This is a genomic window from Pseudomonas sp. RGM 3321 (genome assembly GCF_022836805.1).
Classification (GTDB): Bacteria; Pseudomonadota; Gammaproteobacteria; order Pseudomonadales; family Pseudomonadaceae; genus Aquipseudomonas.
On the sequence record NZ_JALHBH010000093.1, the window covers coordinates 24140 to 40315 of the forward strand.

The 16176-nt window shown below is 48.9% G+C and carries 13 protein-coding genes; 5 read left to right on the forward strand and 8 right to left on the reverse strand.

The window, feature by feature from the left end; translation table 11 throughout:
• The first annotated feature begins 616 nt into the window (after positions 1-616).
• Positions 617-1843, forward strand: a complete 1227-nt coding sequence (gene drt3a, locus RGM3321_RS05110; protein WP_244391862.1) for an antiviral reverse transcriptase Drt3a — start codon at positions 617-619, stop codon at positions 1841-1843.
• A complete protein-coding gene (gene drt3b, locus RGM3321_RS05115; RefSeq protein WP_244391863.1) occupies positions 1830-3839 on the forward strand; it encodes an antiviral reverse transcriptase Drt3b in 2010 nt (669 codons plus the stop codon). The genes drt3a and drt3b overlap by 14 nt, the downstream gene beginning before the upstream one ends.
• Positions 3840-4627: 788 nt before the next feature.
• Here drt3b and RGM3321_RS05125 read toward each other — a convergent pair.
• Entirely contained in the window at positions 4628-4999 is a 372-nt protein-coding gene (locus RGM3321_RS05125) for a CopG family transcriptional regulator (protein ID WP_244391865.1), read from the reverse strand.
• Between the two features lie 604 nt (positions 5000-5603).
• Between RGM3321_RS05125 and trbJ the strand changes: the two genes are divergently transcribed.
• The 3 genes from trbJ to RGM3321_RS05140 all read left to right on the forward strand — a co-directional run bounded on the left by trbJ (position 5604) and on the right by RGM3321_RS05140 (position 8459).
• Positions 5604-6335 carry a P-type conjugative transfer protein TrbJ gene (trbJ, locus tag RGM3321_RS05130; protein ID WP_244391866.1) on the forward strand — a complete coding sequence of 244 codons (732 nt, stop codon included), beginning with the start codon at positions 5604-5606 and terminating at the stop codon, positions 6333-6335.
• A gap of 190 nt (positions 6336-6525) precedes the next feature.
• Positions 6526-8136 carry a P-type conjugative transfer protein TrbL gene (trbL, locus tag RGM3321_RS05135; protein WP_244391867.1) on the forward strand — a complete coding sequence of 537 codons (1611 nt, stop codon included), beginning with the start codon at positions 6526-6528 and terminating at the stop codon, positions 8134-8136.
• A gap of 2 nt (positions 8137-8138) precedes the next feature.
• Positions 8139-8459, forward strand: coding sequence for a hypothetical protein (locus RGM3321_RS05140; protein WP_244391868.1), 321 nt, complete (start codon positions 8139-8141; stop codon positions 8457-8459).
• 142 nt (positions 8460-8601) lie between these two features.
• Here the strand turns inward: RGM3321_RS05140 and RGM3321_RS05145 are convergent, their stop codons facing one another.
• From RGM3321_RS05145 to guaA, 7 genes are all read right to left on the reverse strand, one after another.
• Positions 8602-9213: a hypothetical protein gene (locus RGM3321_RS05145; protein ID WP_244391869.1), complete on the reverse strand. Its 612-nt coding sequence runs from the start codon at positions 9211-9213 to the stop codon at positions 8602-8604.
• On the reverse strand, positions 9203-10195 hold the full coding sequence (locus RGM3321_RS05150; RefSeq protein WP_244391870.1) for a hypothetical protein: 993 nt from the start codon (positions 10193-10195) through the stop codon (positions 9203-9205). The genes RGM3321_RS05145 and RGM3321_RS05150 overlap by 11 nt, the downstream gene beginning before the upstream one ends.
• A 619-nt stretch (positions 10196-10814) precedes the next feature.
• The gene (locus RGM3321_RS05155) at positions 10815-11321 is read right to left on the reverse strand and encodes a hypothetical protein (protein WP_225924198.1); all 507 of its coding nucleotides are present in this window, start codon (positions 11319-11321) and stop codon (positions 10815-10817) included.
• 232 nt (positions 11322-11553) lie between these two features.
• On the reverse strand, positions 11554-12432 hold the full coding sequence (locus RGM3321_RS05160; protein ID WP_244391871.1) for a helicase RepA family protein: 879 nt from the start codon (positions 12430-12432) through the stop codon (positions 11554-11556).
• Positions 12433-12435: 3 nt separating this feature from the next.
• Entirely contained in the window at positions 12436-12666 is a 231-nt protein-coding gene (locus RGM3321_RS05165; RefSeq protein ID WP_244391872.1) for an AlpA family phage regulatory protein, read from the reverse strand.
• 304 nt (positions 12667-12970) lie between these two features.
• Positions 12971-14179 carry a site-specific integrase gene (locus RGM3321_RS05170; protein ID WP_159909187.1) on the reverse strand — a complete coding sequence of 403 codons (1209 nt, stop codon included), beginning with the start codon at positions 14177-14179 and terminating at the stop codon, positions 12971-12973.
• Between the two features lie 308 nt (positions 14180-14487).
• Entirely contained in the window at positions 14488-16065 is a 1578-nt protein-coding gene (guaA, locus tag RGM3321_RS05175; protein WP_004406449.1) for a glutamine-hydrolyzing GMP synthase, read from the reverse strand.
• Positions 16066-16176 lie beyond the last annotated feature (111 nt).

A 16176-nucleotide genomic window follows, 5' to 3' on the forward strand; every position in this document is an offset into this window, starting at 1 on the left:
CAAAGCTAACAGCATATGAAAAACTATATACGTCAGTTAGCTGCACAGCCGACTACAGATTTAACACTTATAGGAGACTGAGCAGTCTAGATGGCGCAGCTAATATTGCTTTAATTTTAGCTTCGACAGCATTGATAGTTGTATCATTTATAGTCACCATGTATGCGGGAAAGCTAGGGCGAAGCGAGGCTATCATAACGATAGGACAAAATTGCCTACCCATAGTCATGCTCGCCCTATCAATCCTAGTTTCAGGAGCAAAATATGGCGCACGAGCAGAAAAAATTCACGATTGCGCTCAGGCTCTTAATCACTTTAAAAAAATCTTAAAATTCGACATCACTAACGAAGACTTCTCCCCATCTGCAGAAAACTTTAAAAGCTACGCAACTCAATATGCTGACATAATTTCAAAATACGAGAATCATAGCAAAATAGATCTAAGCATCGAAAGCATAAGAAATATAAGCTGCCCACACATCCTAAAACCCGTACTAGAGCTATTAGCTGGTATATTCGGGCGCGGCCTACTTTATTATTTTTACTTGTTCATTTCTTTCACCTCCATAGGCTGGATGCTCCTAGGCATATATCTAGCAACCAAAGAGGTGTCGCCTTGTTAGATCAAAACTTTACAGGAAAAAGCTTCCTTAGACTGACCTCAATTAAAGACATTGTAAAATTTAAGCTAGGCAGAAAGCGAAGTGAGTATCTTGAGAAACTAGAACTTGTTGCCAAGAACATATTAGAAAACGGCTGTGAGTTTATTGATCTGACATCTTACGAAAAGAAAGGTAAGACGATTTTTAAGGCGTTGTCTCTAGAGAGCGTATATAGCTTACGAAGAGTTAATAAAATATTAGGTAGAATATACAAAGTAAAACAGGCAGACCGCGATACAATCACAGAACAAATTAGCTCTCTAATCTCGGACACTAGCCACTTCACAATTATAAAAGGTGACATCAAAAGCTTCTATGAATCGATCCCTAGAGAATCAATTACCGCAAAAGTAGAATCGAATAGAATACTGTCATATCATAACAGAAAAATTTTACGGCAAGTCTTCTTACGCGTAAGCATGACAGGTGCCAAAGGCCTACCCAGAGGCATCAGCATAAGCTCCTCTCTCTCTGAGTTATACATCAGAGAATTTGATCGATATGTACAGTCATTGGAGGGTGTCTATTATTACGCTAGGTACGTTGATGACTTTGTGGTTTTTTGTCATTCCAGAAGTGATAATATCCTGGGTGACATCGCAAGAAAACTTAAACAGCTACACCTAGGCCTAAATCACAAAAAAATTAAGAAAGTATGTTCGAAAAAACTACACCTCGGAAATGATCGACTTAGTTTTCTGGGTTACGAGCATTTCCTCACTCCAGATAAATCGGTGAAGGTACGCATCTCTCGCAATAGAATTAGAAAAATCAAGACCCGCATCATCCTCGCATTTTTGGACTACGCAAAAAATAAGGACATCAACCTTCTATGTCTCAGATTAAAATTTATCACCGGAAATTACTTAATCCGTGAACCTTCAAGAAATGATGATATCTCGCATGGTTTAATGGCGGGTTTCTACTACAACAACAAAATACTTTCCGACCTAGAACAAATTAGAGAATTAGATAAGTTTTTATTAAGGTTGAGCCATTCAAAAAGGGGCGGTATCTACAGGGCGATCGGAGCTGCTGATATGCGCGCCGCTTGCATTGCTACACGAGGAATCAGTTTCGACAAAGGATTCATTCAACGGGCAATCTACGCAATAGCTAAAACAGAATTCTCAGAAATAAAAAAATGCTGGGCTAGGGAAAGCGACTATGAAAAACAATAACAAAGACACGAATCTTAAGCGAGTATATAAGTCGAATTACCGACGCGTATTACTTACAGAGGTACTTCCATACGAGGTACCTATTCTTTTAACGAATGAAGGTTTTTATTTACGTCCGCACAATCCCAATGAAGCAGGTCTATTGGGAACCATATTACACTCCCACAAGGAAACGCAGCCTTTCACATTCAAAATAGTCAAAACCGCTTCAAGCTATAGAACACTTCATCTTATACATCCGTCCAGCCAGCAAGACTTTGTTGACTTTTACAAGACTTACAATAGCTTGATCTGTGGACTGACTGCTCGGAGCGAGTACACCTTACGTGCACCAGCAGAGGTAGCAGCCTGGTATTACGAGCCTGACAACTTACTGAGAGATAACGTGGTAAAAGACGAGGGTGCGGAGGCTAACGTTGATGAGTCGATGTCTGTACAATTTAAATATGCCAGCTCATTTTTTCTTTACAAAAAATATTCTTTTCTATATAAATTTTACGACTCTTACGAATTCCACAGACTGGAAAAAAAGTTTAAAAAACTATTAAAGTTTGACATCTCCAAGTGCTTTGACAACATATCTACAAAAAGACTAGGCGAAGCAGTTAAAAGTGAAAAATATCAAAAGGAGCATTTCGGGAAGCACAACTTTGAAAACAAATTTTCCAAATTAATGGAATCTGCTAACTTTGGCAGGAATGATGGATTAGTCATAGGACCGGAATTCAGTAGAATTTATGCAGAAATAATATTACAAGACATAGATAAAAAGGTTTTACAAGCCAACTTACACCTTCAAGGTGAATACGATGTTAGGCGTTACGTAGATGATTACTTTTTATTTTACAACGATGAGAAAGTTGGCGAGCACATACTAACCGAATTCGAAAACTCACTTGAGAAAATAAAATTATATTTAAACGAATCAAAAGTATCAAGACATAGGGCGCCATTTCTCACTGGCATTACTATGGCAAAAAAAGATATACAGGATATTTTTTCAGCTCTGTTCGACACTTTTGACGAATCAAAAAAAGGAGTGAGACCTGATATTGCGTTAGCAGAGAACGTCGACAGCCAAACTGATCAGCCAGAAGAGAAAATTACATTCATAAAGTATTTTAAAGGACCAGGCGTAGTAGCGAATAGATTGATCAGAGACATCAAAGCCATTGTCAGAAGCAATGAAATAGAGTTCGAGACCATAACCGGATACTTCTTTACAGTAATAAAAAATAAGATACATGAAGTTTATGGGTATAGCGCCACCTTGGACGACAACCAACAAGAAAACGTATTAAAGTTCCTGCTAGTTATTATGGACGTTACATTTTTCGTATACTCCATGGACGTCAGGGTAAGAAGTACTTTTTTGGTAAGCCAAATATCTATATTATGTTGCAGAATCGCTAAACTTATGAAGCCTGTTTATGGCGACGAGATAGTCAAAAAAGTTCAAGACGAAATAATTTTCACGATGAAGAACAAGAGAGCCGATAAGGTCTCCTCAGGAGTGGAAGTAATAAACCTTCTGATAGCGCTAAGGGAAATTTCCGGCGATGTAGATTTAGTTTCAGAGAGTAACATTTCAAATTTCATCTTCAACGAAGAAACAAAAAACATCCAATCAGCTAACTATTTCCAGATAATTTCTGTGCTTTTTTATATGAAGAACAACACTCATTATCACAACCTCAAGCGGAAGCTAAAAAGCATTGTGCTTGAAATATTAGCGACTCGGCGAGCGTCAGTTTACTCGGAGGCAGCTCACTTACTTCTAGACCTAGTTCGCTGCCCCTATCTTGACAGGGCATTCAAATCTCGAATGATAGTTCGCTCATTTGAAACTGAATTTGGTAGAAAACCTAGCTCGACAGAATTGAGGTTGCAATACAAGCGTATCTCACTCCATGACTGGTTCGTAGACTGGAGCGAAATGGGCATAAAAATCGAACGATTACTTCAGAAAAAAGAGTTGAAAACCGCCTACGAATAACGGCATACTGACGTTGCAGGCGTGCTTACAGGTGAAGTGCTAAATACCCATGCGAGTGCAACACTATTTATTACTCCCATGATGACTCCGACACATGTCGGACACACACCAATAACTTTACCTCAGCGCCTGCCCTTTTATAGAACTATATTGACTATAGATCACCTCACCCAAAACACCTCTGATATATTTTTGCAGCTTTTGAAACTCAATAGCCTAGCTTCAACATCTCTTTCTTTGAAGACTATCTATTGCTCTCGCTAAGCTATAATCGCGCACGAACGAGATCCTCAAAATCCGCAAATCAATTTTTTTAAATTCGTAGTTTATGCAGCAGCATCGTCCGTCGTAAATCTTGCTCTAGTCAGTCGCTATTAGCAGACCCGCGATGCTGCTGCTAAAGAAGCAGATCCTTCAGTATGTAATAGCATAGGCGTGTCATGATTCGTCGACACCGTCTTGCTGTGTGTGGTCGTTCACTCCAGACGCAAGGGTTAGCTGTTGTAACAAAATAACCAGCTCTTCTGGGCTGCCGTCGCGTAGCACGTGTGTTAGCAATTCAGCCGCGTATACCGAGTCTGCACGAAGCGCCTCGGACATAACCTCACTGTGCGGTCGATCTCTCATTTGGTCCTCCCCATATCGCCTAGAGACATATGCGCTAAAGTTCACTAATAGCATACGTGGAACAATTCGGGTGGCATCAAGCTGAGAACAGTTCGACGGGCTGCGAACCGGCTATAAATTTTTGTGGATTGCACAATCCAAAAGCTATTCAGAGCTGAGACTTACCTGTGAGCTTTGACAATGGCTCCCATCTTCATTCCTATGGCCACCTGCAACCTCCGAAACTCGATCATCACACTTTCCACGTCAATGGGGTTCGCACCTTCTCCACGCTTCTCTGCAAGCCAAAGTTTTAAAAGACCAGCAGCCCGCCCGAGGTCCCCGCTCACCTTGGCCAAGTCCCCCACGGCGGTCAGGTCAACGACCGACCGGATAGGCGTGTTCATGCCTAGCGCGCTAAGGTAGCCCGAGCGGTACATGCCAGCTTCTTTGGCCTTGTCAGTGATCACCGCTTTTTCCTCGTCAGTGACCCAAACCTCGATTGGCTTGCTGCGTCGGCGAGCCGTGGTTTTTTGTTTGGTGCCGCTTGTCATAGGTGCTCCAGGTGTTGCGGTGTTTTTGCCCTTAGACGCGGCAGCGGCTGTGCGCCTCGCAGAGCAAGATACGTTGAGCCGAAGGCGAATAAGGGACAGTGATGGATGGGTACGGGCTTGCCCGTACCCGTACAACACACATCTTGCCGTCTCGTCGCAGGCAATTAAAATAAATTTAAAAAGCAATATCCACCACTTGCTTTAAATTACACTAAATCGTCTACCGTTGCGTTTAATTGCCTTAATTTGCGTTAATTTTCCTTGAGTTGCATATAGTTGCGTTAAATTTCTTTAGTTTTCACTGTCTCGTAATTGAGTGTTTTTTTAGGCTTCCATCCGTGCTAAAAACAACAGAATCAAAGGGAGGCAAGCCGATGCAAAGTGATAGCCCAAAGCCTATCAAGAGAAGAGCTGGCCGCGCCGAGTTTTTCTCGGTCAGAAAGGAGTTAGAATCGAAAATTCTGCTTGGCCACACCCTAAAAAAACTTTATACCGAATATGTGGATCGGTTTAGTTTTGGATATGTGCAGTTCACGCGATATGTCTCTCGCTACTGTAAGAAATCGCGATCATTTGTCATAACAGGCTCACACTGGGGATAAAAATGAGGAAATCACTTAAATCATTAACAGTAGTTATCATTTTTCTATTCACGGGGCAAAATGCTTTCGCTATTTACTGCGCAAACTGCTCTACATTTTACCAGCAAATGTTCGAATATGCCGAGCAGGTCAACACAGCGCTGAACACCGCCGAGACATTACAAACGCAGATTCAGCAGTATCAGAACATGGTTACTCAAGGCACCGGCTTGCCCAGCTCAATGTTCGGCAGCATAGCAGCCGACCTTAAAAACGTGGCCAACATCTACAACCGTTCGCAATCCCTAGGCCGCCAGATCCAGAATATGGACTCGCAGTTCAACACCGCTTTTCCTGGCTTTCAGTCCTACCTAAATCAAGCTGCAAACTCGGCGGAAGTACCGACGCGTGAGCGCTATCAAAAGTGGTCAGAGCAAAACCGCGACAGCGTAAAAGCGGCCCTTGAAGCTGCCAACCTCAATACCAGCACTTTCGAGTCTGAGGATACCCAGCTCGATCACATGGTGGCTCGCTCACAGTCGGCCGTGGGCCGGATGCAAGCCATTCAGGCAGGCAACGAGATAGCCTCCCAGAACGTGCAGCAGTTGCAAAAACTGCGTGATCTACTGGCTACGCAAATAAATATGCAAGGTAACTATATGGCTCAGCAGGGCGACCGAAATGCTGCTAGCGAAGCCGCCGAGCAAAAGTTCGAGGCTCGTAGAAACAACTGGGGGCCCTCCGAGGATTTCTAACTATGTTCATATCTAAAAATCTGATCGCTGGGTTATGCATCGTCTCTGCTCTTAGCGGTGCTGTTCTGTCCGGATTTATTGTCTCTATCCGCACCGATTGCGTGGCTACTGAACGTTCGATGCAATCAGACACGGATAAAAACTTTGAAGCCCGGAAAAACAACTGGGGCCCGTCTGAGGATTTCTAACTATGCAGCGCTCAACATTTCTAGCACTCGTCAGTGCAACACTCTTGCTTTCGGCCGGTAGCGCGATGGCGGCAGGAGACGTAACTCAAAGCAATGAAATGAACGGGCTTTTGCGGATGCTTTATCAAGCCGCAAGTGAATGGTCACCACGGCTACAGGGGTATGCAATCAAATTGCTGGCGTCTCTCGCTCTCATCCAATTGGTTTGGACATTCATGCCTTTAGTGATGAAACAAGCTGACTTAGGCGAAGTTGTCGGCGAGCTGATCCGCTTCTTCATGGTCATTGGCTTTTTCTACGCAGTCATTGAGCATTCCGTTCCATGGGCGACAGCCGTAGTGGACAGCTTCCGACAAGCAGCGGGCACGGCTAGCGGTCTGGGCCGTGCGCTTCAGCCCGGTGATATGTTCGCGGTGGCCGTCAACTTCTCACGCACCATCGTGGAGGGAATATCACTTTTTTCTCCGGGTAAAGCAGTCCTTATCGCGCTAGTTGGTTGCTTGGTTTTACTGTGCTTCGCCTTTATTGCGGCATTCATGTTTGTGACGCTTGTAGAGTCGTACGTCATCATCAATGCCTCCGTGCTTTTCTTCGGTTTCGGTGGTTCGCAATGGACACGCGACTTTGCAATTGCACCACTCCGCTTCGTTGTTGCCGTAGGTGCCAAGCTGTTCGTCTTAACATTGATCGTAGGAATTATTGTCACATCGGCGAAGTCCTGGTTAGCGGCTTATACCAATGACGAAGCATCTCTGATGACTTTGGCAGGTTTAGCTCTGGTATGCGCCTATCTGACCAAGACTATTCCCGAACTGATTGGTGGGATGATAAGCGGCACGTCTATGGGCGGCGGTTCGGCCCTCGGCGGAATGGCTGCGGCCGGTGCGGCCGGTGCTGCTGCCGCAGTCGCCACCATCGCCACGGCCGGTGCCGCTGCGCCCGCCGCCGCTGGTGCGCTTGGCGCTGCCAGTAGTGGTGCTAGTGCCGCAGGGGCTGCCGGTAGCGGAGGATTGGCTGGCGCTATCAACTCCAGCTTTGCCGGTGCGGCAAACTCCGGCACCGGTGCAGTAGCGTCAATGGGCAATACCGCATCCTCTGGAGTAGGTGCCAGCACTGGTGGCGGCGCGGTCCTCAAGGGCTCTAAATCAGCAGGATCGAGCGTAGGGGGCAGTACGGCTAATGCGAGGCCTAGCCCTGCCCAGCAATCTAACAGCGGCGTACAGCAGGCCGCCAAGCAGGCTGGAACACCAATGCAAGACAAAGACGACAAAGACAAACAGCAAGAGACACCAAAAAGGGGTGCTGAAGGCTCTGGAAATGCCCTTTCTCAAGCGGCGAACGGAGGTGCAAAGGTGCTTGGGGTGATGGCTTCAATGGCTGTACCGGGCATGGAGAATGCGCATGGCCTGTCCCTTGGTGCTGGATCAACCCCACCTTCAGATAGCGAGGTCAATTCGGCGCCGATAAACAGCGATGGAGCTTTAGCCGCTGATTCCGGGCAGGGGGACTCCAACGTGATCCGTCCAGCCTCAGACGCAAGCCCTCCTAATGGTCGCCTAGCCTCGCTGAGTGTGCCGGGTACGGCCTTCAACAACGAAAAAACGGAGAAATAATCATGATGGGCTTTCTGATGTTCGCTGGATTCGTAGTATTCGCCTTTACGTTCGCCTTAGGCATGTGGGCACTCGGCCGATGGCTGCGAAGCAAAGGTTACGGGCCGCAGCTAGATAAGCTGGATCGGCAGTACACGGCGTTGCAGCTTCGCGTTAGCCCGCTCGCAATGTCCGCTTCATATCGCATGTTTGTAGGGGCACAGGCTCTGAATCGCATGCCTTTATTGGGTAGCAAGACTAACGCTAACTTGAACCAGCAGGTTTTGACGGCCATCCACGCCGCGCAGGAAATACAAAAGCGAGAGAACCCTGACAACCGCTGAAAAATGAAGCATTACTTAGATGACCCCACCCGAGTGTGGGGTTTTATTTGCCAGCCGCTCATAAAACCGCATGTTTTCCGCACTGCTGATCAGCATCAGGCTCACCGAAATCATAGAACGCCACAAGACAGTCTAGTGACGTTTATTGAAGGGCCTTCCACCTGATTGCAGTCATTACCGAATGATACACATTGAAGATAAAAGATTTAAGCTGCACTAATAGGAAGAAAAGCCCCGCATACAAAACCACGTACGCCAAGCCTACGAGCCACTCGCTTATCTTGCATGAAATAGGAGATAGAATGATTATCTTATGGACCAAACCTCCCTTAACACCAAAGACTATAACCAACAAACAAAAAACCGTATAAATCAAGTAATATATAAACACACGCATAAATATAAAGAAATTATGTTTCAAATATGATAGCCCTGAAACTTCATGGCGATGTTTTGACATTGAAACAAACATATCGGGCTGGCTAATCGTCGCAAAAATCGTGAATCCAGCCAAGATAAATCCCAGCACGGATACTACAACTCCCATAGCGACTAACGAAAACTCTCTAACAACTTTAAGTTTTTCATCAAGCGTAATATCAAGCACACAGTACTGCGCAATCACAAGTACCAATACAAGCGCCGTAGACCAAAAATTGAAAGAGTTAAAAGAAATTCTCCGCGCTTTTAAATAAATAGCCCAGAGATTTTTTTCTTCCGTCAACGATTTGGTTGATAGCTCGTCATTGGTCATTACGGTCTTCCCTATAAGGTTCTAGCTTCGCAAGTGCCGACTTAGTGGGCGTGCCAACCTGTATCAGGCCGTCACCGACAAGCTGAAGAAACTTTGCAAACATTTTCCTGGCAACTCTTGAAGGTGTATAGCTCGAAACCTCAATAGCGGCTTTTAATTGAAAATCGGTATTATCCCCCCTCAACTGTGTTCCTGACGAGTCTTTCCCTACCATAACCACCTTCTGATTCCCCTGGGCCGTAGCTGCCTGAACCTCATCAATAACAGAATCCTTATCAAGCCCAAGTGAGTTTGAATGTTTTACGGTGGTAGCTTTACTACCCACATCATCTTTCTGCTTCTGCACCGCGCGAAAAAAACCCTCATTGTCCTGTTCATCGTTACGATCAGAAAAAACATAGGAAACTGAACTTAATATTTCATATTGCTGGACAAATTCTTCAACACTACGGGCTGATGTTAGAGGAATAATATCCAGCGTAGGAGGAAAATGATCGAGAAGCAATTGTTTTTTTGTCACTTTCTTGTCTGAGAGCTTGCTTTCCTCCCAAAGATGTTCAATGTAATTCTTATGTTTGATTTTTATGAAGCTCTCGATAGTAGACTTAAAGTTCTCTAACGTGGGAGCATATTTGGTTTCTTTCAAAAATATTAGTCGATGTATATCTAAAACCAAAACAAAGATAGATGATGGAGAGGATTGAAGTTCTTCATGATCTTCCGTCAGACCTTTTGAAGGGGTATATATCTGCTCTCGCTCAAGGATCATATCTTTTATAAATCTACCAACTAGCAACACCCTTCCATCAACTGTAATCAGCTTCACCTTACTGAAGAAATACTTAGTGTCCGAGTACTTCCTGACAAGGGTTTTATCAAAAAAAGCTGGATGAACAACTTCTCCGAAGTAATCGAGCAGGTTTTTTGAGCCAAACTTGCATACAAGATTGCCCATTTCAACGGGGCGTTGAGCCTTTGACATAGATCCCTCTACAATTGCGGCTGATATTTCTGTAAAAATTCAGCATAGCCATTCTGATATAGGATGTCATCCGAATAAATTGGTCGTCGACCTCTACCGCGATAGGTTGCCAACCAACTGCTGAATCGGCTTCGGTTTCGACGAGTAGTCGAACGACTACAAAGGGACGACGTCTTCCTGCCATAGACACACAGTGCGACAGGCGAATCTGAGCCCCTTGGTTAGACGTAACGCAAACGGGTGGTCAGACGGAATGCAATTATGCAATTGCTTCCCACTGCCTCTCCCCTGTTGGTCTCCCAAGTCCGCAAGCCTACCGGTCAACCCGCATCACATCAGTATCTGTTTCCTGATCCCTGTGTTCTGAACAGTCGCCCCAGCAGCTACTGCAGCCTTATCGCGGCCATAACGGATATCCCCATCTCGGTGCTCTTCAATTTTGGTGCTCATCGGCCGTAGGCCAAACGGCGCTTCAGACCGCGCCTAAGCGCGGGCTGCGCCGCGCAGGAGCTGAATATCCTGAAGATCCTGCTAATCCCGGGCGGGTGTGGCACGTTTCGGGCGGTTGTGACGCGCTACCGGGCGGCTGTGACACGCCATCGGGCGGGTATGGCACGCTTCAGCTGCTGCAAGCACTGCTTTTCTTGATGCGATCACCATCAAGTACAAGCCCAATTCCCCTTAGATCTTCAGCTTCCTCCTTGAGCCTTCGCCGCGCATTGCGCATGTCCTGACTTGAGGCTTGTCCGGCTACCGCCACGATAACGGTGTCTAGATACCAACCGCCTGTAGGCACAACTTTGTGGCTCAAAACGTGCCGAGCTACCGCTTGGCTTATGCCGTGCTGGAGGCGCGCAATGGGAGCTGGGTCGTAGTAGAGACTCAGATCATGCTCAAGGAGCATTACAAGCGCAATTCCGAGCCGCACCCGCCATAGGTTCCGGGCTCCTCCTGTCAGAGGATCGGGACGTGTCATGGGTGAAGGGATGACGTGGTCAATCAATCCGCCGATGATTGGAAAATCAAATTGCGGCGTTTCAATGGTGATCGTTGCGGCTCGCAATTCGGCGAGCAGCTTTTCAATCTGTGTGAAGCTGTAGCGGCTATCGGAAAGTGTCTTTCTCACACGCGCGGGATCTACCAGAAGTTCTACGCCACCATCTGAGACAGACCGTCGACGTTCTGCGCAGTACAGAACAGCTTCCAGTATGTCCGCGTGCCTCTGCCCTAGTCTGCCTGTCACGCGGCAGCGCCCAAATGATGTTTCTGCCCAATTACCCTCCCGCAGTCGCGGGCGCTGGCTAGGCTGATAAAGCATCACTCTGGCCTGTGCGATAGAACTGGTGGGGACCACGGCGTTACCACCGCTCATCGTCACTTCCGTTTACGGCTTGCAGCGGGCTACCTTTCTTCACTTCCGCCAACTCAACCGGCACAAGAACGCCGCCTTCCTGGCGCTGGTACCATTGGTCGAGCGGGGTGGCGTCGTAGTTCTGCTTGCTAACACCGAAACGAACAAAAAACTTGCGCCTATCGTTGCCAATGGCCTGTCGCTCATAGGTGCGATCACTCAGTCGCTTTGCCTCTTCCTCTGTCATCTTGGCCACGAAGCCGCACCAACGGGCGTTATCGATTAGAGCTGATGCGCCCCGCGCTGCCTGCTGCTGATCGACTTGACCCTCGCGAGCGCTGCCTTTACTGACATGATGAAGGTAAAGCACCGATGCTCCGGTGCTGGCCGCAACGTGCTCAAGCGTGGCGACAAGCCGAGACATGTCGCCGTTGCTGTTCTCGTCACGGTCGTGGATCCGGCTAAGTGTATCCAGTACGATCAACCGGGCACCGATGCAAAACTCGGTGATACGGGCAAGATGCCGATCATCCATGACGTTTAGTCGTTTGCCCATGATCGACTCAAGGACGAGGTTCTTCGCGATGGCCTCGCGTGCCTGCTGATTTAAGTGCTGGCCTATGGCATGTATGCGGCGCACCAACGCGACTTCCGGGTCTTCTCCGGCGAAATAGACCACTCGACCAGCGCATGAAGGCGCAAGCCCTACAAGATCACCGCCGGCGACGCTGCATGCGATAGCCATCGCCGCTTCCAACGCCCAGAAGCTCTTCCCTGTAGCTCCGGGAGCTACCAGTGCTCCCACTGTGCCAGCGAGGAAGCCGGGCCATATGAAGTCCAGTATGGGCGGTTCGTTCTCGAATGCTGCCCGTAAGTCAATCGCCACAACTCAAGCTCCCATTCCGGGACGCCTGGCCGGGCCGGATTGCCTGCACGTATCAATCCATGTCTCGACCTCTTCCAAATCCCAAACGACCTTCCGGCTGCTAACGGTAATACGACGAGGGAATTTCCCCTGCTTTTCGAAGTTATAAATCGTCCGCTCACACAAAGGAATCATTGCCAGCAATTGCTTTTTGCTGATTAGCACTTTGCACGACTTCCTCAATTCTTTTTCCACACCGAACTCCTCGCTTTGTCGCATTTGAGGTTCGATTATTGCCCCATATTTCCAGAGCATTCCACAGATATTTATGGATTTATTCCCTTCAGAATCAGCAACTTACTGTCCTACAAACGTATAGTTTCGGGACAGAAAGACAACGCGATGTCGTTGTTCTTTCAGAAGTTTTTTTCGTCAAAGACGTCAGGAAAAATGTGTCCCACAAACGGGTAGTTTCCGGACAGAAAAAAACCCACAAATGTGGGTTTCTTGATAGAACAAAATAGATCAGCGCTCGCTTATCCCATTACGAAAAACGAAATCAACTTTCTGAGCGCGTTTTTTTGCGCGTCCATTCATCAATCATATCCGCCCAATCTTGCAACATCGCCCGACGCTGATCACGGTATTCAGCCTTGTTGTAAACGGCCCGTACGCCCTTCTGCTCGTGTGCAAGGCACTTCTCTATCCAGTCTGAGTTGTAACCCGCCTCATGCAGCAGTGTGCTCGCTGTGCGCCTCAAATCATGCGGTCCGAACTTACTCAGTGGCTGCCCCTCTTTTTGCGCAAGCCGATAAGTCAGCGTCAGCACCTGATTGATCGTCGCGGTGCTCATTGGCAAATCGGAATCGTAGCGAGAGGGAAAGACGTAATCTGAACCACCGGCAAACGTCTTCAAAGCAATGAAAAAATCCAGCGCCTGCTGAGATAAGAACACCAAATGGGGATTGCGCCGCTTCATCCGCTCTTTCGGAATGGTCCACAGGGCTTCGCTGAAATTGATTTCGTTCCAAGTAGCGTTGGTCAATTCACTTTTGCGAACCATGGTCAGCAACAGCAGCTTAGCGGCGACTCTCACGGATGAGGCAGTGCCGATGCGGTCCAGGTACTGATACATCAACGCGATTTCGTCAGGCCCTAGAGCGCGATCACGTGGCTCGAATTTAGCGATGCTTGCAGGACGCACCAGATCAGCCGGATTCTCAACCTTCTGGCCACGCTCTATCGCCCATCGGAACACCTGCATCACAATCTCGCGGGAGTGCACGGCCGTGGCTGGAGCTCCACGCACCACAATTGCATCTGTCAGCGTCCGCAGATCCTCATGATTGATTTCCACCAGTTTCTGATTACCGAAGTGCGGCTTTAGCTCGCGCTCGTAAACCGATCGGCGCATGTCCCGGGTTGAGTCAGCCATCTGATACCCACGCAGCCATTTCTCAGCCCACGCATCAAACGTCTCTGCCCCTTTTGTGCGTGCCTTGGCACGGGCTTTCTCTTTGGCAGGTGACTTACCCGCCGAAACCATCTTTTTAGCCTCGCCCAGGCGCTCTCTGGCTTCCGCAAGTGTGATGCCACCCACGCCATAACGACCGAACGTGATGGTCTCCTGACGACCATTGATTGAGTAGTTGTAACGAAATGAGATGTAACCGGCAGCAGTGACGGCCACGTACAGCCCGTCGCGGTCGTTCACCTTGTAGAGATTTTCTTGAGGTTTGAGGTTACGCAGCTTGGTATCGGTCAGCATGGCAGTTAATGGATCCCATGGAAAAAATACCATGCTCAGAAAAGCACTCATGCACCACGATAAAACCCAATGAAAACGGGCTGATCATGAGATTTGATACCATGCCCACCTCTACTAGGGCGACATGGTATCGAGCACCAAGCATGGCAGTTGGCTCAGTCAGTGCCCCGTACCATGCCACATAAACACGGTGCTTGGCGATGCACGAAGCTGCCTGTATCTGCCAGACCCAAAAAACCAAAAGCCCGCAATCACGCGGGCTCCAGGGGATTTTCGCTAGCAGGTACCGGAAAATCCCGGCAACCCAATCATTCCCACTCAATAGTAGCCGGCGGCTTGCTCGACACGTCATAAGTCACCCGCGAAATCCCTTCGATCTCATTGATGATCCGGCCGCTCACTGTCTCCAGCAACTCATAAGGCAGGTGGGCCCAGCGAGCGGTCATGAAGTCGATGGTTTCGACAGCGCGTAGCGCAACGACCCAGGCGTAGCGGCGGCCGTCGCCGACGACGCCGACTGATTTGACCGGCTGGAACACGACGAACGCCTGGCTGACCTTGTGGTACCAGTCGGCCTTGCGCAGTTCTTCGATGAAGATGTGGTCGGCACGACGCAGGAGGTCGGCGTATTCCTTCTTCACTTCGCCGAGGATGCGCACGCCCAGGCCTGGGCCTGGGAATGGGTGGCGGTAGACCATGTCGTAGGGCAGGCCGAGTTCGAGGCCCAGGCGGCGGACTTCGTCCTTGAACAGCTCGCGCAGTGGCTCGACCAGCTTGAGGTTCATTTCTTCCGGCAGGCCGCCCACGTTGTGGTGCGACTTGATGACGTGGGCCTTGCCGCTTTTCGCGCCAGCCGACTCGATGACGTCCGGGTAGATGGTGCCTTGCGCCAGGTACTTGATGTTGTCCAGCTTGCAGGACTCGGCATCGAATACGTCGATGAAGGTACGGCCGATGATCTTGCGCTTCTTCTCTGGATCGCTCTCGCCTGCCAGGTTGTTCAGGAACTGCTCTTCGGCGTTGGCGCGGATCACCTTGACGCCCATGTTCTCGGCGAACATGGCCATCACTTGCTCGCCTTCATGCAGACGCAGCAAGCCGTTGTCGACGAATACGCAGGTCAGTTGATCGCCGATGGCCTTGTGCAGCAACGCGGCAACGACAGAAGAGTCAACGCCGCCGGACAGGCCCAGCAACACGTTGTCAGTACCCACCTGAGCGCGAACCTGAGCGATAGCGTCTTCAGCAATCTTCGAAGGGGTCCACAGTGCTTCACAGCCGCAGATGTCGAGGATGAAGCGCGACAGGATGCGACCGCCCTGCTTGGTGTGGGTCACTTCCGGGTGGAACTGCACGCCGTAGTAACCGCGAGCGTCGTCAGCCATACCGGCAATCGGGCAGCTCGGGGTGCTGGCCAGAATGTGGAAGTTTTCCGGCAGTTTGGTGACCTTGTCACCGTGACTCATCCATACGTCGAGGCCAAACAGGCCGTCGGCGTCGATATGGTCTTCGATACCATCGAGCAGACGGCTTTTGCCGACTACGTCAACGCGGGCGTAGCCGAACTCGCGCAGCTCGGAACCGGCAACCTTGCCGCCCAACTGCTCGGCCATGGTCTGCATGCCGTAGCAGATACCGAAAACCGGCACACCCAGGTCAAATACCGCTTGCGGGCAGCGCGGGCTGTCGGCTTCGTGTACGGACTCGGGGCCGCCGGCGAGGATCACGCCTTTTGGAGCGAATTCGCGAATCGCTTCGTCGTCCATGTCAAACGGATGCAGCTCGCAATACACGCCGATTTCGCGCACGCGGCGGGCGATCAGCTGGGTGTACTGGGAACCGAAGTCGAGGATCAGGATACGGTGGGCGTGAATGTCGAGGGCCATGGAAACTCTCTGAGCAGCTGCAAGCTATACGCTGCAAGCGGCAAGTTGTCGGAATCAATGCGGTAGTTACACTTGCGTAACTACCGCTTGTAGCTGATTGCTTGGGGCTTG